We start from the raw sequence: 22,910 nt of genomic DNA on the forward strand, positions 1-22,910 counted from the left end.
CGTAAAATGGAGTCGATGAAAGCTTCCGTGATTTTCCCCGCTACCGCCGCACAAGTCGAGTCGGCGGCACCTCCGAATGCCTCGGAAGTGTCGTCCTCGCGCGACAATGCGACGTCTCCCGCCCTCGATGCCGGGGACTTGGCCGTGCTTGCCGGTCAGATTCGCGCATGGGCGAGCGAACTCGGTTTTGGCCGGGTCGGCATCACGGACATCGATCTCTCGCACGCCGAAGCGGGGCTGCAACAGTGGCTCGACGACGGCTGTCATGGCGATATGGACTACATGGCGGCGCACGGCATGAAGCGCGCGCGGCCCGCGGAGCTGGTTCCCGGCACGGTGCGCGTCATCAGCGCACGCATGAACTATCTTCCGAACGACGCCGACGTGGCGAGCTGGCGCGAGCGTGAAACCGCGCGCGCGGCGATGCCTGCCGAGGCGGTCGTGTCGATCTATGCGCGCGGACGCGACTATCACAAGGTCATGCGCCATCGACTGCAACAACTGGCCGAACGCATTACCCAGGCCATCGGGCCGTTCGGCTACCGCGCATTCACCGATTCGGCCCCGGTGCTCGAAGTCGAACTCGCGCAGAAGGCCGGGCTGGGCTGGCGCGGCAAGCACACCCTGCTGCTCTCGCGCGACGCGGGGTCGCTCTTCTTTCTCGGCGAAATCTTTGTCGACGTGCCGCTGCCGGTGGATGCCGATGCGCTCAGCACGCCGAGCGAGGTGCAAGGCAAAGCAAGGGGGCACCGCCTGCAACCGGGCGAGCACTGCGGGCAATGTCAGCGATGCCGCGACGTTTGTCCGACCGGCGCCATCACCGAAGCGTTTCGCGTCGATGCGCGGTTGTGCGTGTCGTATCTGACGATTGAGCACAAGGGCGCGATTCCCGAGAATTTGCGCGCGAAGATGGGCAATCGCATCTATGGCTGCGACGATTGCCAGCTCTACTGCCCGTGGAACAAGTTTGCACAGCCGTCGCCGCTCGCCGATTTCGCTCCGCGCAACCGGCTCGATAGCGCCTCGCTCGTGGAACTGTTCGCCTGGAGCGAAACGGAATTCATGGATAAGCTGGCCGGCAGCCCTATTCGTCGTATTGGTCATGAGCGATGGTTGCGCAATCTGGCCGTGGGGCTCGGCAATGCGCTGCGCGACTCGGCAGATGCCGCCGCGCGCGCGCCGCTGCGCGATGCGTTGCTCGCGCGACGCGATCACCCATCGGCGTTGGTGCGCGAGCATGTCGAATGGGCGCTGGCCCAGGAAGGAGCCGCAGCTTGACCCCAGGCACCCACCCCGCGAGCGAGGACCTCACCGACGTCGACAATCTCGATGATCCGTCGGCGCCGCTAGCCTTCGCCCCCGAGGGCGCGACCTATGTGCGCAGTGTCACGCTCATCGACCAGTTCTGCGACACGATCTGGCTCGAAGACGGCCTCTCTCGCAATACGCTCGACGCTTACCGACGGGATTTGCGTCTCTTCGCGCAATGGCTCGCCGCCAAGCGCGAGACTTCGCTCGATGGCGTGGACGAGGCGGCGCTCGCCGCCTATCTCGCGTGGCGCCGTGAGAGTCTGGCGAGCAGCGTCAATCGTCGTTTGTCGGTCTTCAAACGGTTCTATCAATGGGCGCTGCGCGACCATGTCGTGCACCAGGACCCGTGTTTGCGCATCGCATCGGCCAAGCGTGCCCAGCGGTTGCCCTCGACATTGTCGGAGGCGCAGGTCGAAGCATTGCTGGCCGCCCCCGATCTGGCCCAGCCGCTTGGGTTGCGCGATCGCGCGATGCTCGAATTGATGTACGCGAGCGGTCTGCGCGTTTCGGAACTGGTCGCGCTCAAGACGATTGAAGTGGGATTGAACGAGGGCGTGCTGCGCATCTTCGGCAAGGGCGCTAAGGAGCGGCTGGTGCCGTTCGGCGAAGAGGCCAACGCGTGGCTCACGCGTTATCTGGCGCAGAGTCGAGGGGTGCTGCTGGCCGGTCGCGCCTGCGACACGCTGTTCGTCACACAACGCGGCCAGGGGATGACGCGCCAGGCGTTCTGGTATCTGATCAAGCGCTATGCGTTGCAGGCGGACATTCGTGCGCCGCTCTCACCGCATACGCTGCGTCATGCCTTCGCGACGCATCTGATCAATCACGGCGCGGATCTGCGTGTGGTGCAGCTGTTGCTCGGCCACGCCGACATCTCCACCACACAGATCTACACGCACGTCGCGCGCGAACGCCTCAAGTCGCTGCACGCGCAGCATCATCCGCGCGGGTGAGCGCTGTGTGTGAAGCGCGTGCTGCGTGGTCCACGTGGGCCGCGTGTACGGCAAGCAAGGCCGGCGCGGTAGGCGAGCGACGCCGCCGCGCCATCAAACTTCAAAGCAACGCCTTGAGCTTGTGCTTGAGCACCTTGCCCGTCGACGCGGCGGGCAGGGCATCGAGCACCCGAATCTGCGCCGGCCGCTTGTACGGTGCGAGCCGCGTCGCCGCCCACGCGGCCAGTGCCGCGACGTCGATGGCATGGCCCGGGCGCGCCTCCACGAACGCGATCACCTGCTCGTTCTCCTCGTCGGGACGTCCGAGGACGGCCGCTTGCAGCACATCCGGATGGCTCGCCAGCGCCTGCTCGACTTCGAGCGGATAAACATTGAAGCCGGAGTGGATGATGAGTTCCTTGGCGCGTCCCGCGAGGAAGAGCGCGCCGTCTGCGGTGCGACGCGCCAGATCGCCGGTGCGCAGCCAGCCGTCGTCGGTCACGGCCGCCGCCGTCAATGCCGGGGCACGGTAGTACCCGAGCATTACGTTAGGACCCCGCACCCAGAGTTCGCCAACGTCACCATCGGGCAGATCATGCCCGTCGCGATCGACGATACGGACCGTCACGCCGGGGATCGCCGGCCCCACGGCGCAGTCGTCGCGCGGGGCGTCGAGCAGCGTTTGCGAGACGGTCGGGCTACTCTCCGTCAACCCATACCCGTTGTGAATCGGCAGGCCATAGAACGCTTCGGCACGCGCCTTGAGCGCCGCATCGAGGGGCGAGCCGCCCGAGTAGACGAAGCGCAGCCGCGGTGCGATGAGCGCCCGGTTCTGCGCCGTCACATAGGCCATCAGGCGGGCGTGCATCGCGGGCACCCCTTGCAGGATCGTCAGCCCGTCGTGGGCGAGCGAATCGAGCACGGCTTCGGGGGCAAAGCGCGCGGCCAGCCGCAGCGTGCCGCCAGCGTATAGCGTGCCCAGACACACCGACGTCAGGCCATAGACATGCGAGATCGGCAGCACGCCGTAGGCGATATCGTCGGCACCGACGCGGCGCAGCGCGCTCGACACCGCGGCGATGAACATCAGGTTGCGATGCGAGAGACGAACGCCCTTGGGCGTGCCGGTCGTGCCCGTCGTGTAGATGAGCGCCGCGCATTGCAGCGCCGGATCGGTCTGCACCGGCTCGGCGGCGCTATCGGGGTCGATGTCGGACACCGCAATGGCGCCGAGCGCGAGGTCAGTCCAGGCGACCTTGGCGGCGTCCACCCGGGCGTGCGCGGCGGCATCGGGCGAGGCATCGACGGTGTAGATCGCGCAGCGCGGCTGCGCATGATCGCGAATGGCGTTCAATTCCGCGGCGCAGAGCCGCGCGTTGCACAGCAGCGGCCAGGCGTCGAGGGCTGCCACGGCGAGCAGCAGTACCACATACGCGATGCCGTTCTCACCGACGATCATCACGCGATCGCCGCCCCGCACGCCGTGCGCGCGCAGGCGCTCGGCGCAGGCGCTGACGGTGTTCGCCAGTGCCCCGTAGGTGAGACGGCTGAAGTCGTCGATCAGGGCAATGCGCGTGGGCGCTTGCGCGGCGATCCGCGCGGGCAGCGTGTCGATGCGTGCGGGCAGATTCGCGAGCAAGCCGGCGGCGAAGGTGTCCGGATGAGAGGGGGCGGGAGAGGTTGACATGCCGGCATTGTAATGCGCTCGCCGTCATCGAGCATCGCACAAGCCGTCGAGGATGACGGCGGTGCGCGCATTCCGGGACCGCAGTCCTTGGCCGTTTCATTACAATAGGCGCCCATGAGCAAGACCAAACACGTCTCGGAAACGCCGGCCACGCAGTTTCTGAAGCAAAAGAAAGTGGCCTTCACCGAACACGTCTACGAGTACGTCGAGCATGGCGGGACCGGCGAGTCGGCACGCCAGTTGGGCGTGCACGAGCATGCGGTTGTCAAGACGCTCGTCATGGAAGACGAGAAGGCCCGGCCGCTGATCGTCCTCATGCATGGCGACCGGACCGTCTCGACCAAGAACCTCGCGCGCCAGATCGGCGCCAAGCGCGTGGAGCCCTGCAAGCCGGAGGTCGCCCAGCGTCATTCGGGTTATCTGGTGGGCGGCACGTCGCCGTTCGGTACCAAGCGCGCGATGACCGTGTATGTGGAGGCGTCGATTCTCGATCTGCCGCGCATATTCATCAACGGCGGGCGACGCGGGTATCTCGTCGGCATCGCCCCGCAGGTGCTGCTCAATACGCTAGCGGCCAAGCCGGTGTCGTGTGCGCTGAGCGACGAGTAGACGCCACGGCACGGCGGCCTGCGCCTGTCCGATCGATACGATCCCGGCGCAACCCCGTGGTTGCCAGAATGGAGGGACGGAGCGCGTCAAGTAGAATGGCGGCCATTACACATTCTGCTCACGCTCGAAGTTCATGGCCACACTGGTTTTTATCGTTCTCGCGTATCTGATCGGCTCGTTGCCGTTTGCGGTGATCGTCAGCCGCACGATGGGTCTCGCCGACCCGCGCAGTTATGGCTCGGGCAACCCGGGCGCCACGAACGTGCTGCGCTCCGGCAACAAGAAGGCCGCCGTGCTCACGCTGATCGGCGACGCCCTCAAGGGCTGGCTTGCAGTCTATCTTGCGCAACGCTTCGCCGATACGTGGGGTGTAGGTGACTTCGGACTGGCGGCCGTGGCCCTTGCGGTCTTCATGGGCCATCTGTACCCGGTGTTTCTGCGCTTTGCCGGCGGCAAGGGCGTAGCGACGGCGGCCGGCGTCCTGTTCGCCATCCATCCGGTGCTGGGGCTCGCCGTGCTCGCAACCTGGCTCATCATCGCGATCTTCTTCCGCTATTCGTCGCTCGCGGCACTGGTGGCGGCGGTGTTCGCACCGCTTTACTACGTGTTCATGTCTGGCTTCGGACCATACGCCCCAGCGGTGATCGTCATGGCGATCTTGCTGGTCTACCGGCACCGCGCCAACATCGGCAAGCTGATGGCGGGCAAGGAAAGCCGCATCGGGCAGAAGAAGGCGAAGTAAGGCCGGCGTTACATCGGCGCGGCCCGAACCCGGCACGGCCTGGACCATGACAAAACCCGCAGCGAGTCTGCGGGTTTTGCTTGTCTGCGGCGCGCGTTGGTCAGTCGCGGAAGTTGTTGAAGTCGAGCGGGGTGTCGGTCACGTCCTTGCGCAGCAGGGCCATGGCGCTTTGCAGGTCGTCGCGCTTGGCGCCCGCGATGCGCACGCTGTCGCCCTGGATGCTCGCCTGCACCTTCATCTTGCTGTCCTTGATCACGCGCACGATCTTCTTGGCCAGATCGCCTTCGACGCCTTTCTTCACCTTGACGACCTGCTTGACCTTGTCGCCGCTGATCTTCTCGACCTTGCCGTAGTCGAGGAAGCGCACGTCCACGTTGCGCTTGGCCATCTTGCTGATGAGCACCTGCGTGACTTGCTCGAGCTTGAAGTTGTCGTCGGCGAACAGCGTAAGTTCCTGCTCCTTGTGCTCGATTCGCGAGTCCGATCCCTTGAAGTCGAATCGTGTCGAGATTTCCTTGTTGGCCTGCTCGATGGCGTTCTTGACTTCAATCATGTTGGCTTCGCTAACCACGTCGAACGATGGCATCTGGCTCTCCTGAAAGGTAAAGGGTTCGTGAAATGGCACGCCGGGCGTGGCGCACGGGGGACCGTGGCGCCGGCGCACCCGTCCGGGACGACTGGGTCATGCGGGCAGCGCGAACCTCGGCCGCGTGGCCGCTATAATGGCGAGCAAAATTCTTTCGCCCGACATTGTAATTCAGCCGTCGCGCCCGCGTCCCATTCCGGATGCTGTCCGGGACGGCGGCCCCACGGATCACCCACGGATTTTTCCCGACTTCATGCATCAGTTGCAACGCGACGTCAGCCTGCGCGACTTCAATACCTTCGGCCTGCCCGCCTCCGCCCGCTTCGTCGTGACGATCGACAGCGAAGCGGCGCTTCTCGATGCGCTCGCCATGCCCGAACTCGCAGGCTTGCCGCGTCTCGTGCTCGGCGGCGGAAGCAATGTGGTGCTCACGCGCGATTTCGACGGCGTGGTGTTCCGGATGGCGATTCGCGGCCGTGAGCGGCTCGCCGACGACGCGCACGCGCGCTATGTGCGCGGCGGTGCCGGCGAGGTCTGGCACGACTTCGTCGACTGGACGCTCTCGCAGGATTGTCCCGGCCTCGAAAATCTCGCCCTGATCCCGGGCACCCTCGGGGCTGCCCCGATTCAGAACATCGGCGCCTACGGGCTGGAACTGGCCGAGCGCTTCGCCGAGGTGCGCGCGCTCGATACGGCCACGGGCGCATTCGTCACCCTCACCCGCGAGGCGTGCGCGTTCGGCTATCGCGATTCGCTGTTCAAGCGCGAACCCGGGCGTTACCTCATCGTCTCGGTCACATTGCGGTTGCCACAGCCGTGGCAGCCCGTGACCGGCTATGCGGACGTGTCGCACACGCTTGCTCAGGCGGGCATCGAGCAGCCGAATGCGCGGCAGATCTTCGAGGCCGTGGCGGACATTCGCCGCCGCAAACTGCCCGATCCGGCCGACCTCGGCAACGCCGGGAGTTTCTTCAAGAATCCCGTGGTGGACGCCGCAACGTTTGCCGCACTGCGCGAGCGGTTTCCGCAAGCGGTCGGCTATGCGCAGCCGGACGGCGCCTGGAAAGTCGCCGCAGGCTGGTTGATCGACCAATGCGGCTGGCGCGGCAAGTCGCTCGGCCACGCGGGCGTGCATGAGCGTCAAGCACTCGTGCTCGTCAATCGAGGCGGCGCCAGCGGCGCGGAGATCGTGGCGCTCGCGCACGCCATACAGGCCAGCGTGCAGGAGCGCTTCGGTATCGGGCTCGAGCCCGAACCGCTCATGCTTTGATCGACGTGGCGTCGGGCAGGCGCTGCAGGTAATCGCGCCGCAGGTCGACGGTGGAGCGCACGCCGACGTCGTCGAAGTGCGCATCGAGCCACCGGCTCGCCGCCTCGCGGCCACGGTCGCGCAGCGTAGTGAGGAAGTGCCAGTCGGTCACGAATTTCGTCGACGACGACAAGTCGTACAGCGCCTTGTCCGCGCGAATCGAGTGAATCAACGGGTACTTCAGACGCTTGCGGAACTCGGGCTTGAGCCATCCTTCGTCGAGCAGTTTGTGCACGAAGGAAATGGCACGGAATTCGCGCTGTAGCGACGCATTGAAGGTGATCTCATTCACGCGATTCATGATCTGCCCCGGCAGCACGGGTTTCTCTTTGCGCTCGATCGGGTTGATGTGCACGATCAGGATGTCGCTCGTGAGCGTCTCGTAATAAAACGGATAGAGCGGCGGGTTGCCGAGATAGCCGCCATCCCAGTAAAAATCCTCGTCGATTTTCACCGGCTTGAAGAGCCACGGCAGACACGCCGACGCCATCGCGACGTCAAGCGTGATTTCGTGTGTGCGAAAGATATGGATGTTGCCGGTGCGGACGTTGGTCGCGGACACGAACAGGCGCGTCGCGGTGCTTTCGCGCAACCGTTCGAAATCGACCTGCGCTTCGAGCACGGTGCGCAGCGGGTTGATTTCGGCCGGGGGCTGCGCGAACGGTGTCATCCATTGCTGCATGCTTTGCATCCAGTCGTGCCAGACCGGGTATTCGGTCGGACGGCCGTTGAGCCAGCTGAAGACGGTCTGTGCCCAGGCGGTTGCCGAGGAGCCTGCCTGCGACACGCCGAGCCAGAAGCTGTGCAGCGCCTCACGCGCCTTTTCGCGCGGGTCGACACCCGGACGATCGAGCAGGCCGTGCGCCAGTACGACGGCGTTCATCGTGCCGGCGGACGCGCCGCTGATGCCCTCGAATTCGAGGCGTCCGTCTTCCAGCAATTTGTCGAGCACGCCCCAGGTGTAGGCCCCATGCGCACCGCCCCCTTGCAGCCCCAGGTCGATGCCTTTTCGCTTCGCGGAGCGCCCGCGTGAGGGTTTCGTGGATTTGGCGGGGGCGCGCGCTCGGGGAGCCTCAGGTGTCTGCGCACCGCCCTTGGCCGAGAGGGGGTCGCTCGGCTCGTCGGTGGCGGAGGCGCGCTTGCGAGCGCGAGGCGAGGCGGATTTTTTTGTGGCATTGCCGGCACGTGCCGGCCGGGTGAGGCCATCCGGCGGGAGCAACGGTACGTCGGTTGGCTCGAGATCGGTGCTCGTACCGTTCACTGATTCGGCAGCGGATTCGGCCGGCAGCGAGTGAGAGGACAGCGAGGCGGCCGAAGCCGCGGCCTGCGCATCGGCAGGGAGGGCATGAGCTCGGTCGCCGGTAGCATCATCGGCGGATTCGGGGGGCAGACGCGACATAGTGAGTAGCGGCGCCGGGCCGCGCTGAACCGGCCGAGAGGGCGACGCCGGGGGAGACCCCCCGCGCAGTCGCGATGCTGGCCGGTCGGTTAGCCGTAATGGCAGACGTAATCGAGCGTCTCCAAGACCTCGATATCGAACTTGCTGTTGCCCGGCACGGAGAACTGCTGGCCGGCGGCGTACTCCTGCCACTCGGCCTGGCCGGCCAGACGGATGCGGCAGCGGCCGCTCGTGACTTCCATGATTTCGGGCGCATCGGTGCCGAACTGGAGCGTGGCCGGGAAAATCACGCCCAGCGTCTTGCGCGTGCCGTCCGGGAAAAGCACGGTGTGCGACACGCACTTGCCGTCGAAATAGGTGTTGGCGCGCTTGATTACGGAAACGTTGTCGAACTGCGTTGCGTTTTGCGTCATGACCGAATGCGGAGTCGAATGCGATGGAAAGTCGCGATGATGGGTCGATAAGCCTGCCCCAACGGGGCAAACGTGAATTCATGCTAGCACGTTTCGAACGTCCATCCGTCTGCAATTTGTGCAATGCACAACGGATATGCCCTGTTGTGGTGCAAATTGCGAAATGTTCTGACGGACGGTAAAGACTACAACGTGCGGTGATGAAGCGCGCGTCAACGAGGGACGCCTGCGCGTGAGCGATGATAGCGGAACGTTGGTCGCGGTGGGGATACCGAATGTTGGAGCGGGCGGCGAGGGTGACGCGAGGGAAGTGCAGGGGGAGGTGCGGGGGAAGTGCGGGGGAGGCGCGAGGGAGGTGCGAGGGAGGTGCGGGGGAGGCGCTGGCGCGGTGGCCAAGGATAACGCCCGGACGGCGTTGCACCGGTCCGGGCGTGTTCTGATCGACGCGTTAGACGCGACCGAGCATCAGGTATTCCATGAGCGCCTTCTGCACATGCAGACGGTTCTCGGCTTCGTCCCAGACGACGCTTTGGGCGCCGTCGATCACGTCGGCCGACACTTCCTCGCCACGGTGCGCGGGCAGGCAGTGCATGAACAGCGCGTCCGGTTTGGCGCGCTGCATGAGGTCGGCGTTCACGCACCACTGAGCGAAGGCCGCTTTTCGCGCCTCGTTCTCCGCTTCATAGCCCATGCTCGTCCAGACGTCGGTCGACACGAGGTCCGCACCTTCGCAAGCCTCGCGCGGGTCGTCGAACTCGCGCACGAACGGGCGGCTCGACTCGGCCACCATCGCCTGATCGAGGCGGTAGCCGGGCGGCGTCGAGATGTTGAACTGGAAGCCGAAGATCTCGGCGGCCTGAATCCACGTGTACGACATGTTGTTCGCGTCACCGATCCAAGTCACGGTCTTGCCCTTGATCGGGCCGCGATGCTCGTAGAACGTAAAGATGTCCGCCATTACCTGGCACGGGTGATATTCGTTGGTCAGACCGTTGATCACCGGTACGCGCGAGTGCTGCGCGAAGCGCTCGATGATCTCCTGACCGAACGTGCGGATCATGATGATGTCGGTCATTCGCGAGATCACCTGAGCCGCGTCTTCGATGGGTTCGCCACGGCCGAGCTGCGTGTCGCGCGTGTTCAGGAACACGGCGTGGCCACCCAACTGGTGAATCCCGGCTTCGAACGAGAGTCGCGTGCGTGTCGAGCTTTTCTCGAAAATCATCGCCAGCGTGCGGTCGTGCAGCGGGTGGTAGGTCTCGTAGTTCTTGAATTTCTTCTTGAGAATGCGGGTGCGCTCAAGCACGTAGTCGTACTCGTCGAGCGTCAAATCCGAAAACTGAAGGTAATGCTTGATGGGTTTGGCGGTGGTCATTTGGATGTTCTGCTGGAGGCCGATAGCGCGAGAATTCAAAGGGAACTCTCTTGCTTGCGGCACGACGAACAAGCCTTGAGGCCTGTCCCCCGGTCAGGCGCGTGAAGGTGTTCTACCGGTTGCTGGCATCAGGGGGAACAGCCGCTAGTCTACCAAATCGTTTTGCCGTCACACGAAAAGCGTATGATCGAGCGCGATGCTGCACGGCCAAAAACGGCTGGCAAGACCGAAAAAAACATCGGCAGCGAGGGTGGGGGACAGGTTTGAGTCTTATATAAGATATAATACTGTCTCTGTCAGCGACGCTACCCGCGTATGGCTGGCCAGGTGCTTTTTGAGGTGATTGAGCGATATGACCGACCAGGTTCCCGCGCGCGAGTATTTCATCCAGGGGCTCACCCGGGGTGGCAAGAAGTTCCGTCCGAGTGACTGGGCGGAACGTCTGTGCGGCGCCGTGTCGTTTTGTGGCCGGCGCGATACCGGCCCGAACGCATACATGCAGTACTCCCCCTATGTGCGTCCGATCATGGTGGGCGACGTCAAATGCGTCGTTGTTGACGAGCGGTTGCGCGACATCGAGCCGATGGCTTTCGATTTCGTGATGAATTTTGCGCGTGACAACGACTTGCAACTGACCGAAGCCTGCTTCGTTCCCGACGTCAAGTAATCCCCCGTGGCCGTTTTGCGGCCAGACGTGAGTGTCGGGCCTTTGGCCCCGACTCACCGTCGCTTTACCCCTTCGTATTACCCCGTCGTAATACTCCGTCGTAATACTCCGTCGTAATACTCCGTCGTCGCCCGTCGCCCGTCGCGTGGTGACCGCCCTTGCGGTTCACGCCATTCACGCATTCGTCCCGGATTATCTCGCAGCCGTACAGTGGCTTGCGCGCGTGTCGCGTGAGTGTGGACGGCGTTCTTTGGCTTTAGCGAAAAGAAAAAGCCCGCACGAAGCGGGCTTTTTTGTGTTCCGACCGGGGTCGGAACTGGCAAGCAATTGTGTCTGCTTGACCGCTTGCGCGGTTAGGCAGCAGCCGACATCGCCTTGATGGCGGCCGACAGGCGGCTCTTTTGACGAGCGGCGGTGTTCTTGTGAACGATCTTCTTGTCAGCGATGATGTCGATCGTCTTGGCCGACGTACGCAGCACTTCCTTGGCGGCGGCGGGATCGCCGGCGGCGATGGCCTTGCGGACCGCCTTGACTGCCGTACGCAGACGCGAACGCAGTGCCGAGTTGTGGGCGTTGATCTTAACGGTTTGACGCGCGCGCTTGCGTGCTTGTGCGGTATTTGCCATGTTCGGTGAATTCCTTGAATTGCTCCGCCTGATGCGGCTTCTATGCAGTTTGGCTCGGCTCCCTGGGAGACACGGTGGCCAGGAAGCAATCCATTGACTTCGAAACCGTCGATTATAGCCGAACGCCAATGGAAATTGCAACTTCTTTGCTGCAATGCTGTGCGTATAATACGCGCAACATGAATTTGCTCAAAGCTCTCGCTACGGTCAGCGGTTTCACGATGCTCTCGCGCATCACCGGTCTGGTCCGTGAAATCCTTATTGCACGCATGTTTGGCGCCGGTCCCATGACCGACGCCTACAACGTCGCATTCCGCATCCCCAATCTGCTGCGCCGCCTGTCCGCCGAAGGTGCGTTTTCGCAGGCCTTCGTGCCGATTCTGGCCGAATTCAAGTCGCAGCGCAGTCACGAGGAGACGAGAACCCTCGTCGATTCCGTGACCACCGTGCTGTTCTGGGGGTTGCTGGCGATCACGATTGCCGGGGTGCTCGGCGCGACCGGGGTCGTCTATGCCGTCGCGACCGGCCTCTCGCGTGAGAACGGCACGTTCGACTCGGCCGTGTTCATGACGCGCGTGATGTTCCCATACATCACGCTCATCTCGATCACGACCCTTGCCGCCGGGGTGCTCAACACGTGGCGGCGATTCTCGATGCCCGCGTTCGCGCCCGTGCTGCTCAATCTCTGTTCGATCATTGCCTCGCTGTGGGTCGCGCCGCATCTGGCGAAGCCGGTCTACGCGCTGGCCTTCGCGGTGATCGTGGGCGGTGTGCTGCAGTTGGTCATCCAGCTCCCGGCGCTCGCGCGCATCGACATGTTGCCGCGCATCACGATCAATATCGCGGCGGCGTTGCGTAACACCGGTGTGAAGCGGGTATTGGCAAAGATGGTGCCGGCCACGCTGGCCGTGTCGGTGGCGCAGGTGAGCCTTATCATCAACACGAACATCGCGTCGCGCCTCGCGCAGGGCAGCGTGTCGTGGCTGGCGTATGCCGACCGGCTGATGGAGTTTCCAACGGCATTGCTCGGCGTGGCACTGGGCACGATCCTGCTGCCGAGCCTCTCGCGCGCCCATGCCGATGGCGACGGTGCCGAGTATTCGGCCTTGCTGGACTGGGGGCTGCGCCTGACCTTCCTGCTGGCGATGCCGAGTGCCGTCGCGCTGTTCGTCTACGCCGAGCCGCTGACCGCAACGCTCTATCAGTATGGCCGTTTCGACGCAACCGACGTCGCGATGACGGCGCACGCGCTGACCGCCTACGGCGTCGGGCTGGTTGGCCTGATTCTCATCAAGATTCTGGCGCCCGGCTTCTATGCCAAGCAAGACATCAAGACGCCGGTGAAGATCGCCGTCGTGGTGCTCGTTGCCACGCAGCTCTCCAACCTGCTCTTCGTTCGGTGGTTCGCCCATGCGGGGCTTTCGCTGTCGATCGGCGTGGGCGCGTGCATGAATGCGGTGTTGCTGTTCGCGGGGCTTTACAAGCGTGGCATCTACCGGCCGGCGCCCGGATGGCGTCTGTTCTTCGTGCAATTGCTGGCCGCGTGCCTGATTCTGGCGGGCTTGCTGCTGTGGTTCACCCAAAGCTTCGACTGGGTGGCGATGGGCGCCCGCCCGCTCTCGCGCATTGCGCTGCTTGGCGCCAGTCTGGTGCTATGCGCGGTGGTGTATTTCGGGGCATTATTCCTCATGGGTTTCAACTTCTCGTTCTTCCGCCGACGCACTCGCTAGCGATTCGCTCGCAGGCCGCTGACACGGCAGACTCCACGGATACCGCATGGCGAATCGATTTCTCGAGTATTTTGCTGCGCTGGTCGCGTCCGACGACGGCCTGCCGCTGACCGAAGCGGCCATCGCCATCGCGCAAGACGTCTATCCCGATCTCGATGTCCAGGACACGCTGACCCGGATCGACGCGCTTGCCGCGCGTCTGGCCAAGCGTCTTCCGCCCGACGCCGGACCGCTGCAGAAGCTCCAGTTGCTCGACCACTTCTTCTTCCGCGAACTTGGCTTCTCCGTCAACCAGAACGATTACTACGACCCGGACAACAGCCACCTGCATATCGTGCTGGACCGGCGTCGCGGCATTCCGATTTCGTTGGCCGTGCTCTGCATGGAGATTGGCCACCAGATCGGCTTGCCGCTGCGGGGCCTGTCGTTCCCGGGGCATTTCCTGCTACGGCTTGCGGTGCCGGCCGGCGATGTGGTCATCGACCCGATCTCGGGCAACTCGCTTTCGCCGCAGCGACTGCTCGAAATGGTCGAGCCCTATCTGAAGCACTATCGCGACGAGAGCGCCGAGCCGATTCAGGAGTTGGCGCTGTGGGCGTTGCTGCACCCCTTTCTGGAGCCCGCCACGCCGCGCGAAATTCTGGCGCGGATGTTGCGCAATCTGCGAGCGATATACACGCAGAACGAGCGGTGGGAACGCGTGCTTGCGGTGCAGGAACGCATGGTGCTTGTCTTGCCCGACCAGCCGGTCGAGCAGCGCGATCGCGGGCTGGCCTATGCTCGCCTTGGGCTGGTACGTCCGGCGCAGGACGACCTCGAGCACTATCTGGGCACGCGCCCCGATGCCGAGGACGCCAATGCGATTCGGCAGATTCTCGACGACCTGAGCCGTCGTCCGGGCAGTCACGGATAACTGTCTGCGCCTCCTGTTTTCCCTCGTTGCTTCCGTCGTCTCGAATGCAAAACGCCAGCCGTGTCGGCTGGCGTTGCGACCTCGCGCGTCGTTCGTTGCGGCATGCGGCCCATCATGCCGACTGCGCCGCCAACTCCTGGACTCGTCGTTGCAGACTGGGTTTGTAGCCGAAATGAAAGAACACCTCGGCCATCAGGAACATCGGTGCGATAAAGATCTGGAAGACGTTATCGAGCAGCGCGGGCTTGCGGCCCTCGAAATGATGGCCGATCAATTGAACGATCCAGCCGCCGACGAACAGCACGCCAAAGACGGTCAGCGCCCACGGCCACGACAAGGTGGCCAGGTGCTGCGTGATGGCCAGCAGCGCGGCGAAGAAGGCCGTCATGGCGAGTGCCAGCGGGACATCGAGCAGGAAGTAATACATCAGCAACACCAGCACGATCACATGCGCGACATTCAGGCCGCTCGGGCCGAGCGGCAGCGTTGAGAACGCCTGCATCACGGCCAGTATGATCATGGGAACGCCGAAGAAATGGGTCAGACGATTCTTGGGACTGCGGTGATAGCGCTGGTAGAACGACATCTGTTGCGCCAGTGATTTCATGCCAGCCTCCTGCCATGGGGACGGGAAGAACGCGGGATCGCCACCGACAGCCTCGGCGATTGAACCGACCGCAAGTGTGTTCGGATCTCCATTGTAGTCATCGCCGCAACGACGGTTTGTTGCATTGCGGCAATTCGACTCGCCTCGTTGATGCGCCGGGAGCGGCACGCCCTGACATCGGCAAAAAAGGCGGCCCAGGGTGACCTGGCCGCCTTTCTCTACGTCGTCGTTCGCGCCGACCCGGCCCCGGGGCGCGGCGAATGCCGCACGGGGTCAAAGGGGGCGACGCTCGCGTGCTTACTTCAGTGCGTCGAACACGCGCGCACGAATTTCGTCCACGCTGCCTTGCCCCGAGATCTTGCGGTACTGCGGTGCCTCGACGGTCGCGCCCGGGCTGCCATGCTTCGCCCAATCCGAGTAGTAGGCCACGAGCGGCTTGGTCTGCGATTCGTACACGCTCAGGCGCTTCTTGACGGTGTCTTCCTTGTCGTCGTCGCGCTGCACGAGCGGTTCGCCGGTCACGTCGTCCTTGCCTTCGACCTTGGGCGGGTTGAACGTGACGTGGTACGTACGACCCGATGCCGGATGCGTGCGACGACCGCTCATGCGCGTGATGATTTCGTCGAACGGCACGTCGATCTCGAGCACGAAGTCGATGGCGACACCGGCGTCCTTCATGGCTTCCGCCTGCGCAATCGTGCGCGGGAAGCCGTCGAACAGGTAGCCGCTTTTGCAGTCGTCGGCGCCCAGGCGCTCACGCACCATGCCAATGATGACGGCGTCCGGCACGAGGTCGCCCGCGTCCATGTAACGCTTGGCTTCGAGGCCAAGCTGAGTGCCTTCCTTGATCGCGGCGCGCAGCATGTCGCCGGTCGAGATTTGCGGGATGCCGAATTTCTCTTTGATGAACGTGGCTTGGGTGCCCTTGCCGGCCCCGGGTGCCCCCAACAAAATCAGACGCATCAATGACTCCTGAAAGTTTGTGATTTGTGAATGCTGTGCGTGCGGCAGGCAGGCGCGTCCCCGGGATTCGGCGGCGGTTGCGGGTCGGGTGACCGGCCAACCGCGCTGCGCGCAGGCGACGCGTCGGCAGGGCGCGCCGCGCGCGGCCGGGGAGGCTGCTCGCGAGAATCAGAGCGATTATGCCACGATGAGCCCGTCTGGCGGCGTTTTGCCGACCGATGGGCGTCGTACCGGTGCGATTTCCGGGACAAGCGCGCGAGCGATTGGCCGGCGTGCCAACGCCGGCGTTCGTGCTAGACCGGGCGTTAGTTACGCAGCAGCGCGCGAACGCGCTCCAGATCATCCGCCGTGTCGACGCCCGGCAGCGGGGCGTCGGCGGTCACGAGCACGGCAATGCGCTCGCCATGCCAGAGGGCACGGAGCTGCTCGAGCGATTCGGCGGTCTCGATCGGGGCCTGCGGCAGGCTCGGATAAGTGCGCAGGAATTTGGCGCGATAGGCGTAAAGCCCAATGTGACGAAAGACGGGTGTGGTTGCCGCGGGTAACGTTGCGGTGTGGGCAAGCCCGGCGGACCAGGCATCGCGCGACCACGGAATCGGCGCGCGCGAGAAGTAGAGTGCGCGGCTATGGGCGTCGAGCACGACCTTGACCACATTCGGCGAGAAGATCTCCGCGTTGTCAGTGATCGGATGCGCCGCCGTCGACAGGGCACATTCCGGGTGCTCGGCCAGATGCGCCGCGACCGCGTGCACCAGACGCGGATCGATGAGTGGCTCGTCGCCCTGCACATTGACGACGATCGTGTCGTCGGGCCAACCCTGCTGGACGGCCACCTCGGCGAGACGATCGGTGCCCGTCGGGTGATCCGCACGCGTCAGGGCGACATCGAAGCCGTGCGCGGCGACGGCATCGGCCACACGCTGTGAGTCGGTCGCGACGACCACCTGACACGCCCCCGATTCGCGCGCCCGCTCGGCCACGCGCACGACCATCGGTTTGCCGCCGATATCGGCGAGCGGCTTGTTCGGTAGACGCGTCGACGCGAGACGCGCCGGCACGACGGCGACAAAGTCGACGGTGTTCATCGAATCGCTCACGATGCCGGCTTGTCGCCGCTCAGCGGCACAGGCGTACCTTCGACGGACTGGCGCGCTTCATCGGCCAGCATGACGGGAATGCCGTCACGAATCGGGTAAGCGAGCTTGTCGGCGTGGCAAATCAGCTCCTGGGCTTTCTTGTCGTACTCCAGGGGACCCTTGCACAACGGGCAGACGAGAATCTCAAACAGTCGGTTGTCCACGCAATTTCTCCACTACCAGGGATACGAGGCGCGCGTCGAGCGCTGCCTCCGCAGGCACGGCCCACACACGCGGGTCGGACCAGGTGACGCATTTTACTGCATCCTTTTCGGTGATCAGGATGGCATCGGCCGCGGCGCCGTCGAACGGATTCGTCGCAAAGTCGTAATGATCGGGCAGCGCCAGCGTCTCGATCTGCAGACCCGCGGCACGCAGCGCCGCGAAGAAGCGCTCGGGCGCGCCGATACCGGCCGCCGCCAACACGCGTTTGCCCGAGAAGTGCGCCAGCGCCCGGGTCAGGCTCGGCTGGCTCACGCACCAGGCATCGCCCAGCTTAAGTGTCAGCCGCCAGGTGTCTGGCCACTCGGGGAGTGTTTTGCCGTAAGGATCGTTGATCAGATTGGCGTCGCGTCGGCGCGAGAGCGGTTCGCGCAAGGGGCCGGCGGGCAGCAGGAAGCCATTGCCGCCCAGCCGGTGGTCGAATACCGCGATCTCGACGTCACGCGCGAGCGCGTAATGTTGCAGGCCGTCGTCGCAAACGATGACGTCGCATGCCGGATGCGCGGCCAGCAGCGCGCGGCCACCTTCGACACGCGACGGCCACACCCACACCGGCACCCCCGTGCGCTTGGCGATCAGCAGCGGCTCGTCGCCGACCGCGTCGGGGCGTGCCGTTGGACTCACTTCGGTCGGACGTGGCAGCGTTGCCCCGTATCCGCGCGACAGAACGCCGGGCGTATAGCCGAGCGCGCGCAACGCGCCGACCAGCGCGATGACAGTCGGCGTTTTACCGGTGCCCCCCACGGTGAGATTGCCGACGACGACGACCGGAACCGGCAGCCGCGTCGACGTTCTCCATCCCCGGCGAAAGCTCAGGCGCCGCCAGGCCGCCATGACGGCAAAAACCCACGATATCGGCCACAGCAGCCAGGCGATGAGTCCTCGTCGTTGCCACTGGGCGCTGACCCAATGCACCAACGCGCCCGACAGACGTGGCACCAGCGCGCGCGAGCGCACGCCCGCGGCAGGGCTGGGGTGTGATGAAGGTGTCGTCATCGGGCCGGTTGACCCGCCGCGCCGTGGGCCGTCGTCGAGCGTGCGGCGAACGTCAGGCGAGACAGACCGGCCTCGCGGGCGGCTTCCATGACGTTGATGACCGACTGATGCGCGCTTTTGGCGTCGGCATTGATCACGACGACCGGCGACTCGGCTTCGGTGTTCGCGGGACCGACCGCTTGACGCAGCGCTGCCGTAAGGCTCGCGACATCGCGCTGTGCGAGCGCGTGCCGGTCGATGGCGTAACTGCCGTCGGCGCCGACCGAGACCACGATTTGACGCGGCGGCACGACGGCCTTCTGTGCGTCGGCCGTCGGGAGGTTGACCTTCAGCGCGGTGTAGCGCGTGTAGGTCGTGGTGACCATCAGGAAGATCAGAATGACCAGCAGCACGTCGATGAGCGGGATCAGGTTGATCTCCGGTTCGTCGCGTGTGGAGAGACCTCGACGGAAATTCATCGTGCGCCCCTCGGATCAATGCCGCGGCAGCGTGGCATCGAGGAAATGGACCGCCTGCGTCTCGAGTTCGACCAGGAACGCGTCGACACGGGTGCGGTAGTAACGATAGAAGATCATCGCGGGAATCGCGATCATCAGACCGAAGCCGGTGTTATAGAGCGCAACCGAAATGCCGTGCGCCAATTGCGCGGGATCCGTGCCGGAGGCGTCTTGCGCACCAAAGATTTCGATCATGCCGACGACGGTGCCGAACAGGCCCATCAGCGGTGCGACCGACGCGATGGTGCCGAGCGCGGGTAGAAAACGCTCCAGCTCGTGCGCGACAGCACGTCCGGTCTCTTCCAATGCTTCTTTCGCGCCGTCGCGCGGACCCTGCGGGTTGTGGGCGACGTAGCGAACGCCGGTGGCGAGCACGCGCCCGAGCATCGAGCCGCGCGCCAACGCGTCGGTCGCGTCTTGCTTGCCTGAACCCCGCCTGGCGAGCGTGATGGCATTTTCGAGCACGCCGCTAGGCAGCACCCGGGTGCGGCGCAGCGACAGGGCGCGCTCGACGATCAGGGCGAGCGCGAAAACGGAGGCGATGAGAAGCGGCCAGATGGGCCAGCCGGCGGCCTGGATAACGGCAAACAAGGACGACCTCTTACTTATTGCGGGGGATCGGGCAAACGAGTCCGAACTGTAGCTTGCAGGGGGGGGATGGGCAAGCACCGTTTTCCACACGACAGGCGCACAAGGATGTGGAAAAGCTTGGGATACATTCGGCAACTTATTGATGCGACGTGATTTTTTTCTCCGTGATGAAAAAATGGGCAGGAAAACGTTTCAGAAATGAACACACCCGCAAACTCACGATTCCCAGTCAATCGCCGCGCGCCTGTGGATAACTATGTGAACATGTCGGCGAATCAAGAGATCCCGTCACGATGGCGTTGATATCGCGTCGCCGGATCGCCGCGAAGCGCTCCGCAAGGGCCAATAAATCAAGGGTTTGGCATCGGGGCGAAGGAAAAATGCGGCGACCGGGCGAGAAAACCCTTAAATTAGCGGGCCTGTGGACAGCTTTTTGCCGGCAAACACGCATGAACTTATCTTTCGACGACGCCCGGCCCGCTGGTGGCGCGGATCGCGTGCTAAGTGTTTCGGATTTGAACAAAGCCGTGGCCGGCGTGCTGGAGCGGAGCTTCCCCCTGGCATGGGTCAGCGGCGAAATTTCGAACTTCACGCGCGCGGCAAGCGGCCATTGGTATTTCTCGATCAAGGATGCGCAAGCGCAAATGCGCTGCGTGATGTTTCGCGGCCGCGCCCAGCACGCCGATTTCTCGCCGAAGGAGGGCGATCGGGTCGAAGTCCGCGCGCTGCTCTCCATGTATGTACCGCGCGGGGAGGTGCAGCTCAATGTCGAAGCGATTCGCCGCGCCGGGCAAGGCAATCTGTATGAGGCGTTTCTGCGACTCAAGGAAAAGCTGGCGGCGGCCGGGCTGTTCGACGCGGCGCGCAAGCGCGAGTTGCCGCGCTATGCCCGTCGCATCGGCGTCGTAACGTCGCTGCAGGCGGCAGCCCTGCGCGACGTGCTGACGACGCTCGCCCGGCGCGCACCGCACGTCTCGGTCGTCGTCTATCCGGCGCCGGTGCAGGGCGCCGATGCCGCCATGCGGCTCGCGGCGGCACTCGACACGGCCAACGCTCGCCGGGAGGTCGATACCCTGCTGCTTTGCCGGGGCGGCGGTGCCATCGAAGACCTGTGGGCATTCAACGAGGAAGTGCTGGCCCACGCGATCGCGCGCAGCGAGCTGCCCGTGGTGTCCGGTGTGGGACATGAAACCGATTTCACCATTGCCGATTTTGTGGCGGACGTTCGGGCGCCCACGCCGACGGCGGCGGCGGAGCTGATCAGTGCGTCGCGCGACGAATGTTTGCGCGAGCTCGACCGTGAGCGCCAACGTCTGACGCGGGCCATGTGGCGCATGCTCGAGCAACGCGCCCAGCAGCTCGACAGTGTGTCGCGCGCGCTGGTGTCGCCGCGTGAGCGTCTGGCGCGCCAGCGGGGCGAACTGGCTCACTTGGCCGATCGATTGCGTCACGCGCTTGAACGCCCGTTGGCCCAGCGCCGCGGCCGCTTCGAAATGCTGCGCCTGCGCCTGACGCGCGCCGTACCCGGTATCGCCCCGCAACACGAGCGGGTTGCGCTCCTCTCGCAGCGCCTGCATAGCGCGATGTCACGTCGTACAGAGCGCTCGACACAACGGCTGGCCGATGCAACGGCGCAACTCGAGCTGCTCAACCCGCGCCGCACGCTGCAGCGCGGCTATGCCGCCGTGCTCGACGCCAAGGGGCAGCCGTTGCGCGACCCCCGCAAACTCCAGCGCGGCCAGCATGTGACGATGCATCTGGCCGACGGTGCGGCCGACGTGGGTATTGGTGATGTTCAGGTCAGGCTAGACGATACTTTTTAGCGGGGCTCGGTGCGGCAATCCGAGTCAATCGCGGGCATCGTGCGTCGATCAGGCGGTATTGGCCAGCAATCGTCGCGTTGAAGCCACCCGGCGCGGCCGGGCGAGTAACCGTGCGGTTTGCGGGGTTATCGCATCTGCCCTAGAATCGATGGCTCCGGATAACGCAAAATCGGGTTCCCCTCAGAGCACAAAGGACAATCGCCATGGAACACAAGCTCCCTGAACTGCCGTACGCCATCGACGCACTCGCGCCGACCATCTCCAAGGAAACGATGGAGTATCACTACGGCAAGCATCACCAAGCCTATGTGACCAACTTGAACAACCTGATCAAGGGCACCGAATTCGAAAGCGCAAGCCTCGAAGACATCATCAAGAAGTCGTCGGGCGGCGTGTTCAACAATGCGGCGCAGGTGTGGAACCACACCTTCTTCTGGAACACGCTGTCGCCGAAGGGCGGCGGTGCGCCGTCGGGCGATCTGGCCAAGGCCATCGACGCCAAGTTCGGCTCGTTCGACGCGTTCAAGGAAACCTTCTCGAAGTCGGCCGTCGGCAACTTCGGTTCGGGCTGGACGTGGCTTGTGAAGAAGGCCGACGGGTCGGTCGACATCGTCAACACCAGCAACGCCGCCACGCCGCTGACCGGCGCGGACAAGCCGCTGATCACGATCGACGTGTGGGAACACGCGTACTACATCGACTACCGCAATGCCCGTCCGAAGTTCGTCGAGGCATTCTGGAATCTGGTCAACTGGGACTTCGCCGCAAAGAACTTCGCGTAATCGAGGCCCCGGACGTTGCCGGTCGACGCAGTCGACGCTGGCGACGTGCCACCGAGGTGACGCCAGGCGCCCAACCCGAGCGTCCGGCGTCACCGGCAAAATGAAAGCCCACCGCTCGCGGTGGGTTTTTGGTTTGTGCAATTGCCGGACCGCGTGCATCTGCCCAGGGCTTGATGGCGATCAATATTTGCGGGCCTGCGCGTCGTTAGAGTGTGCGCTTCAAAACCATCGAACGATGTATGCCCGACCCCGCGCCAACGCACGCCATCCCCTTGGCGAGCCCTTTTTCCGCCCGCGATGCTTCGCGTGCAGCGACCGGTCACGACGCCTCGCACGACCGCGCACAACCCCACTCGCGCCGCCACTGGCTCGCAGACGCCCGTCTCATGCGCAGCCTGCCGCCCGCCGCGTGGGCACTTTTCCGGTTGGCCGAACATAAGCGCGGCGGCACCGCGACCCACATGTGGCGTGTCGGCGCGCTCACCTGGCGTTTCGCCCAGGCGTTGGGGATCCAAGCCGTCGAGGCGCAGGCCCTCGGGCTCGCTGCCGCGCTGCACGACACCGGCAAGCTGTGTGTTCCGAACGCGATATTGGAAAAGCCGGGCAAGCTGACGCCCGATGAGATTCGCGTGATGCGCATGCATCCGCAATCAGGCGCCGACATACTGAGTGCGCTCGGCGGTGCCGCCTGCGCGTTGGCCGCGACGGTCGCCCGCGCGCATCACGAGCGTTACGACGGCGGGGGTTATCCGGGTGCGCTGTCGGGGAATCGTATTCCCTTGGCGGGACGGATCGTAGCGCTGGTCGATGTGTTCGACGCGCTCGCGAGTCACCGTCCGTATCGCGCGGCACTCAGTCCCGCGCAGATCGTCGAGGCGATGCTCGCGGAGCGCGGGCGTCACTTCGATCCATGGCTGCTGGATGGTTTTCTCGAGCGCTCGCTCGGGCCCGCGTTGCGGCTATCGAGCGGCGCGGACTGAGCGCAACGCCATCA

24 protein-coding genes are annotated in these 22,910 nt (G+C 64.4%); 11 read left to right on the forward strand and 13 right to left on the reverse strand.

What is annotated here, in order from left to right:
- The first annotated feature begins 15 nt into the window (after positions 1-15).
- Both queG and xerD read left to right on the forward strand, forming a co-directional pair.
- A complete protein-coding gene (queG, locus tag PCE31107_RS06980; RefSeq protein WP_246181743.1) occupies positions 16-1,278 on the forward strand; it encodes a tRNA epoxyqueuosine(34) reductase QueG in 1,263 nt (420 codons plus the stop codon).
- On the forward strand, positions 1,275-2,264 hold the full coding sequence (xerD, locus tag PCE31107_RS06985; protein ID WP_130026864.1) for a site-specific tyrosine recombinase XerD: 990 nt from the start codon (positions 1,275-1,277) through the stop codon (positions 2,262-2,264). Before queG ends, xerD begins: the two co-directional genes overlap by 4 nt.
- 100 nt (positions 2,265-2,364) lie before the next feature.
- Here the strand turns inward: xerD and PCE31107_RS06990 are convergent, their stop codons facing one another.
- Complete coding sequence (locus tag PCE31107_RS06990; RefSeq protein WP_150607366.1) at positions 2,365-3,930, reverse strand: class I adenylate-forming enzyme family protein; 1,566 nt, start codon at positions 3,928-3,930, stop codon at positions 2,365-2,367.
- A gap of 114 nt (positions 3,931-4,044) precedes the next feature.
- Here PCE31107_RS06990 and ybaK point away from each other — a divergent pair, with 114 nt between their 5' ends.
- Both ybaK and plsY read left to right on the forward strand, forming a co-directional pair.
- A complete protein-coding gene (gene ybaK / locus PCE31107_RS06995) occupies positions 4,045-4,539 on the forward strand; it encodes a Cys-tRNA(Pro) deacylase (protein WP_150607368.1) in 495 nt (164 codons plus the stop codon).
- A gap of 133 nt (positions 4,540-4,672) precedes the next feature.
- The gene (gene plsY, locus PCE31107_RS07000) at positions 4,673-5,281 is read left to right on the forward strand and encodes a glycerol-3-phosphate 1-O-acyltransferase PlsY (RefSeq protein ID WP_017232735.1); all 609 of its coding nucleotides are present in this window, start codon (positions 4,673-4,675) and stop codon (positions 5,279-5,281) included.
- A 100-nt stretch (positions 5,282-5,381) separates the two neighbouring features.
- On the opposite strand, the gene PCE31107_RS07005 is transcribed toward plsY, so the two are convergent.
- On the reverse strand, positions 5,382-5,867 hold the full coding sequence (locus PCE31107_RS07005) for a YajQ family cyclic di-GMP-binding protein (RefSeq protein WP_017232736.1): 486 nt from the start codon (positions 5,865-5,867) through the stop codon (positions 5,382-5,384).
- A gap of 253 nt (positions 5,868-6,120) precedes the next feature.
- Between PCE31107_RS07005 and murB the strand changes: the two genes are divergently transcribed.
- On the forward strand, positions 6,121-7,137 hold the full coding sequence (murB, locus tag PCE31107_RS07010) for a UDP-N-acetylmuramate dehydrogenase (RefSeq protein ID WP_150607370.1): 1,017 nt from the start codon (positions 6,121-6,123) through the stop codon (positions 7,135-7,137).
- Here the strand turns inward: murB and PCE31107_RS07015 are convergent.
- From PCE31107_RS07015 to argF, 3 genes are all read right to left on the reverse strand, one after another.
- Entirely contained in the window at positions 7,127-8,575 is a 1,449-nt protein-coding gene (locus PCE31107_RS07015) for a patatin-like phospholipase family protein (protein ID WP_150607372.1), read from the reverse strand. The genes murB and PCE31107_RS07015 overlap by 11 nt on opposite strands.
- 89 nt (positions 8,576-8,664) lie before the next feature.
- Complete coding sequence (gene ppnP / locus PCE31107_RS07020; RefSeq protein WP_130026860.1) at positions 8,665-8,988, reverse strand: pyrimidine/purine nucleoside phosphorylase; 324 nt, start codon at positions 8,986-8,988, stop codon at positions 8,665-8,667.
- Between the two features lie 448 nt (positions 8,989-9,436).
- Positions 9,437-10,363, reverse strand: a complete 927-nt coding sequence (gene argF / locus PCE31107_RS07025; RefSeq protein ID WP_017232740.1) for an ornithine carbamoyltransferase — start codon at positions 10,361-10,363, stop codon at positions 9,437-9,439.
- Between the two features lie 352 nt (positions 10,364-10,715).
- Here argF and PCE31107_RS07030 point away from each other — a divergent pair, with 352 nt between their 5' ends.
- Positions 10,716-11,030, forward strand: a complete 315-nt coding sequence (locus PCE31107_RS07030; RefSeq protein WP_130026859.1) for a DUF3579 domain-containing protein — start codon at positions 10,716-10,718, stop codon at positions 11,028-11,030.
- A gap of 353 nt (positions 11,031-11,383) precedes the next feature.
- Here PCE31107_RS07030 and rpsT read toward each other — a convergent pair whose 3' ends face one another.
- Positions 11,384-11,656, reverse strand: coding sequence for a 30S ribosomal protein S20 (rpsT, locus tag PCE31107_RS07035; RefSeq protein ID WP_130026858.1), 273 nt, complete (start codon positions 11,654-11,656; stop codon positions 11,384-11,386).
- 179 nt (positions 11,657-11,835) lie between these two features.
- Here rpsT and murJ point away from each other — a divergent pair, with 179 nt between their 5' ends.
- The gene (gene murJ, locus PCE31107_RS07040) at positions 11,836-13,386 is read left to right on the forward strand and encodes a murein biosynthesis integral membrane protein MurJ (RefSeq protein ID WP_026131734.1); all 1,551 of its coding nucleotides are present in this window, start codon (positions 11,836-11,838) and stop codon (positions 13,384-13,386) included.
- A 46-nt stretch (positions 13,387-13,432) separates the two neighbouring features.
- Entirely contained in the window at positions 13,433-14,299 is an 867-nt protein-coding gene (locus tag PCE31107_RS07045; protein WP_150607374.1) for a SirB1 family protein, read from the forward strand.
- A gap of 112 nt (positions 14,300-14,411) precedes the next feature.
- On the opposite strand, the gene PCE31107_RS07050 is transcribed toward PCE31107_RS07045, so the two are convergent.
- From PCE31107_RS07050 to PCE31107_RS07080, 7 genes are all read right to left on the reverse strand, one after another.
- Positions 14,412-14,906: an Mpo1 family 2-hydroxy fatty acid dioxygenase gene (locus PCE31107_RS07050; RefSeq protein WP_150607376.1), complete on the reverse strand. Its 495-nt coding sequence runs from the start codon at positions 14,904-14,906 to the stop codon at positions 14,412-14,414.
- A gap of 297 nt (positions 14,907-15,203) precedes the next feature.
- Complete coding sequence (gene adk, locus PCE31107_RS07055; protein ID WP_130026855.1) at positions 15,204-15,869, reverse strand: adenylate kinase; 666 nt, start codon at positions 15,867-15,869, stop codon at positions 15,204-15,206.
- Between the two features lie 305 nt (positions 15,870-16,174).
- On the reverse strand, positions 16,175-16,954 hold the full coding sequence (gene kdsB / locus PCE31107_RS07060) for a 3-deoxy-manno-octulosonate cytidylyltransferase (protein WP_130027944.1): 780 nt from the start codon (positions 16,952-16,954) through the stop codon (positions 16,175-16,177).
- A gap of 8 nt (positions 16,955-16,962) precedes the next feature.
- A complete protein-coding gene (locus tag PCE31107_RS07065) occupies positions 16,963-17,169 on the reverse strand; it encodes a Trm112 family protein (RefSeq protein WP_017232748.1) in 207 nt (68 codons plus the stop codon).
- Positions 17,150-18,166 carry a tetraacyldisaccharide 4'-kinase gene (gene lpxK / locus PCE31107_RS07070; RefSeq protein ID WP_150607650.1) on the reverse strand — a complete coding sequence of 339 codons (1,017 nt, stop codon included), beginning with the start codon at positions 18,164-18,166 and terminating at the stop codon, positions 17,150-17,152. The genes PCE31107_RS07065 and lpxK overlap by 20 nt, the downstream gene beginning before the upstream one ends.
- 53 nt (positions 18,167-18,219) lie before the next feature.
- Positions 18,220-18,681 (reverse strand): ExbD/TolR family protein, encoded by a 462-nt coding sequence (locus tag PCE31107_RS07075; protein ID WP_130026854.1) that lies wholly within the window; start codon positions 18,679-18,681, stop codon positions 18,220-18,222.
- A 15-nt stretch (positions 18,682-18,696) separates the two neighbouring features.
- On the reverse strand, positions 18,697-19,311 hold the full coding sequence (locus tag PCE31107_RS07080) for a MotA/TolQ/ExbB proton channel family protein (RefSeq protein ID WP_130027942.1): 615 nt from the start codon (positions 19,309-19,311) through the stop codon (positions 18,697-18,699).
- Between the two features lie 449 nt (positions 19,312-19,760).
- On the opposite strand from PCE31107_RS07080, the gene xseA reads away from it, so the two are divergent.
- The 3 genes from xseA (at position 19,761) to PCE31107_RS07095 (ending at position 22,896) form a co-directional block, all read left to right on the forward strand.
- Complete coding sequence (xseA, locus tag PCE31107_RS07085) at positions 19,761-21,134, forward strand: exodeoxyribonuclease VII large subunit (protein WP_150607378.1); 1,374 nt, start codon at positions 19,761-19,763, stop codon at positions 21,132-21,134.
- A gap of 203 nt (positions 21,135-21,337) precedes the next feature.
- Positions 21,338-21,916, forward strand: coding sequence for a superoxide dismutase [Fe] (gene sodB / locus PCE31107_RS07090; RefSeq protein WP_017232754.1), 579 nt, complete (start codon positions 21,338-21,340; stop codon positions 21,914-21,916).
- A 386-nt stretch (positions 21,917-22,302) separates the two neighbouring features.
- Entirely contained in the window at positions 22,303-22,896 is a 594-nt protein-coding gene (locus PCE31107_RS07095; protein WP_174966569.1) for an HD-GYP domain-containing protein, read from the forward strand.
- The last annotated feature ends 14 nt before the right edge of the window (positions 22,897-22,910 follow it).

Origin of the sequence: Pandoraea cepalis (assembly GCF_902459625.1) — a bacterium.
Classification (GTDB): Bacteria; Pseudomonadota; Gammaproteobacteria; order Burkholderiales; family Burkholderiaceae; genus Pandoraea; species Pandoraea cepalis.

What these genes read in the sequence shown, in the direction of transcription:
- murJ (WP_026131734.1), top strand. Translation starts at nt 11,836, where the DNA reads ATGAATTTGCTCAAAGCTCTCGCTACGGTCAGCGGTTTCACGATGCTC.
- ybaK (WP_150607368.1), top strand. Translation starts at nt 4,045, where the DNA reads ATGAGCAAGACCAAACACGTCTCGGAAACGCCGGCCACGCAGTTTCTG.
- murB (WP_150607370.1), top strand. Translation starts at nt 6,121, where the DNA reads ATGCATCAGTTGCAACGCGACGTCAGCCTGCGCGACTTCAATACCTTC.
- xseA (WP_150607378.1), top strand. Translation starts at nt 19,761, where the DNA reads ATGAACTTATCTTTCGACGACGCCCGGCCCGCTGGTGGCGCGGATCGC.
- PCE31107_RS07030 (WP_130026859.1), top strand. Translation starts at nt 10,716, where the DNA reads ATGACCGACCAGGTTCCCGCGCGCGAGTATTTCATCCAGGGGCTCACC.
- kdsB (WP_130027944.1), bottom strand. Translation starts at nt 16,954, where the DNA reads ATGAACACCGTCGACTTTGTCGCCGTCGTGCCGGCGCGTCTCGCGTCG.
- argF (WP_017232740.1), bottom strand. Translation starts at nt 10,363, where the DNA reads ATGACCACCGCCAAACCCATCAAGCATTACCTTCAGTTTTCGGATTTG.
- plsY (WP_017232735.1), top strand. Translation starts at nt 4,673, where the DNA reads ATGGCCACACTGGTTTTTATCGTTCTCGCGTATCTGATCGGCTCGTTG.
- PCE31107_RS07045 (WP_150607374.1), top strand. Translation starts at nt 13,433, where the DNA reads ATGGCGAATCGATTTCTCGAGTATTTTGCTGCGCTGGTCGCGTCCGAC.
- queG (WP_246181743.1), top strand. Translation starts at nt 16, where the DNA reads ATGAAAGCTTCCGTGATTTTCCCCGCTACCGCCGCACAAGTCGAGTCG.
- rpsT (WP_130026858.1), bottom strand. Translation starts at nt 11,656, where the DNA reads ATGGCAAATACCGCACAAGCACGCAAGCGCGCGCGTCAAACCGTTAAG.
- sodB (WP_017232754.1), top strand. Translation starts at nt 21,338, where the DNA reads ATGGAACACAAGCTCCCTGAACTGCCGTACGCCATCGACGCACTCGCG.
- PCE31107_RS07005 (WP_017232736.1), bottom strand. Translation starts at nt 5,867, where the DNA reads ATGCCATCGTTCGACGTGGTTAGCGAAGCCAACATGATTGAAGTCAAG.
- PCE31107_RS07075 (WP_130026854.1), bottom strand. Translation starts at nt 18,681, where the DNA reads ATGAATTTCCGTCGAGGTCTCTCCACACGCGACGAACCGGAGATCAAC.
- PCE31107_RS07015 (WP_150607372.1), bottom strand. Translation starts at nt 8,575, where the DNA reads ATGTCGCGTCTGCCCCCCGAATCCGCCGATGATGCTACCGGCGACCGA.
- ppnP (WP_130026860.1), bottom strand. Translation starts at nt 8,988, where the DNA reads ATGACGCAAAACGCAACGCAGTTCGACAACGTTTCCGTAATCAAGCGC.
- PCE31107_RS07050 (WP_150607376.1), bottom strand. Translation starts at nt 14,906, where the DNA reads ATGAAATCACTGGCGCAACAGATGTCGTTCTACCAGCGCTATCACCGC.
- adk (WP_130026855.1), bottom strand. Translation starts at nt 15,869, where the DNA reads ATGCGTCTGATTTTGTTGGGGGCACCCGGGGCCGGCAAGGGCACCCAA.
- PCE31107_RS06990 (WP_150607366.1), bottom strand. Translation starts at nt 3,930, where the DNA reads ATGTCAACCTCTCCCGCCCCCTCTCATCCGGACACCTTCGCCGCCGGC.
- PCE31107_RS07095 (WP_174966569.1), top strand. Translation starts at nt 22,303, where the DNA reads ATGCGCAGCCTGCCGCCCGCCGCGTGGGCACTTTTCCGGTTGGCCGAA.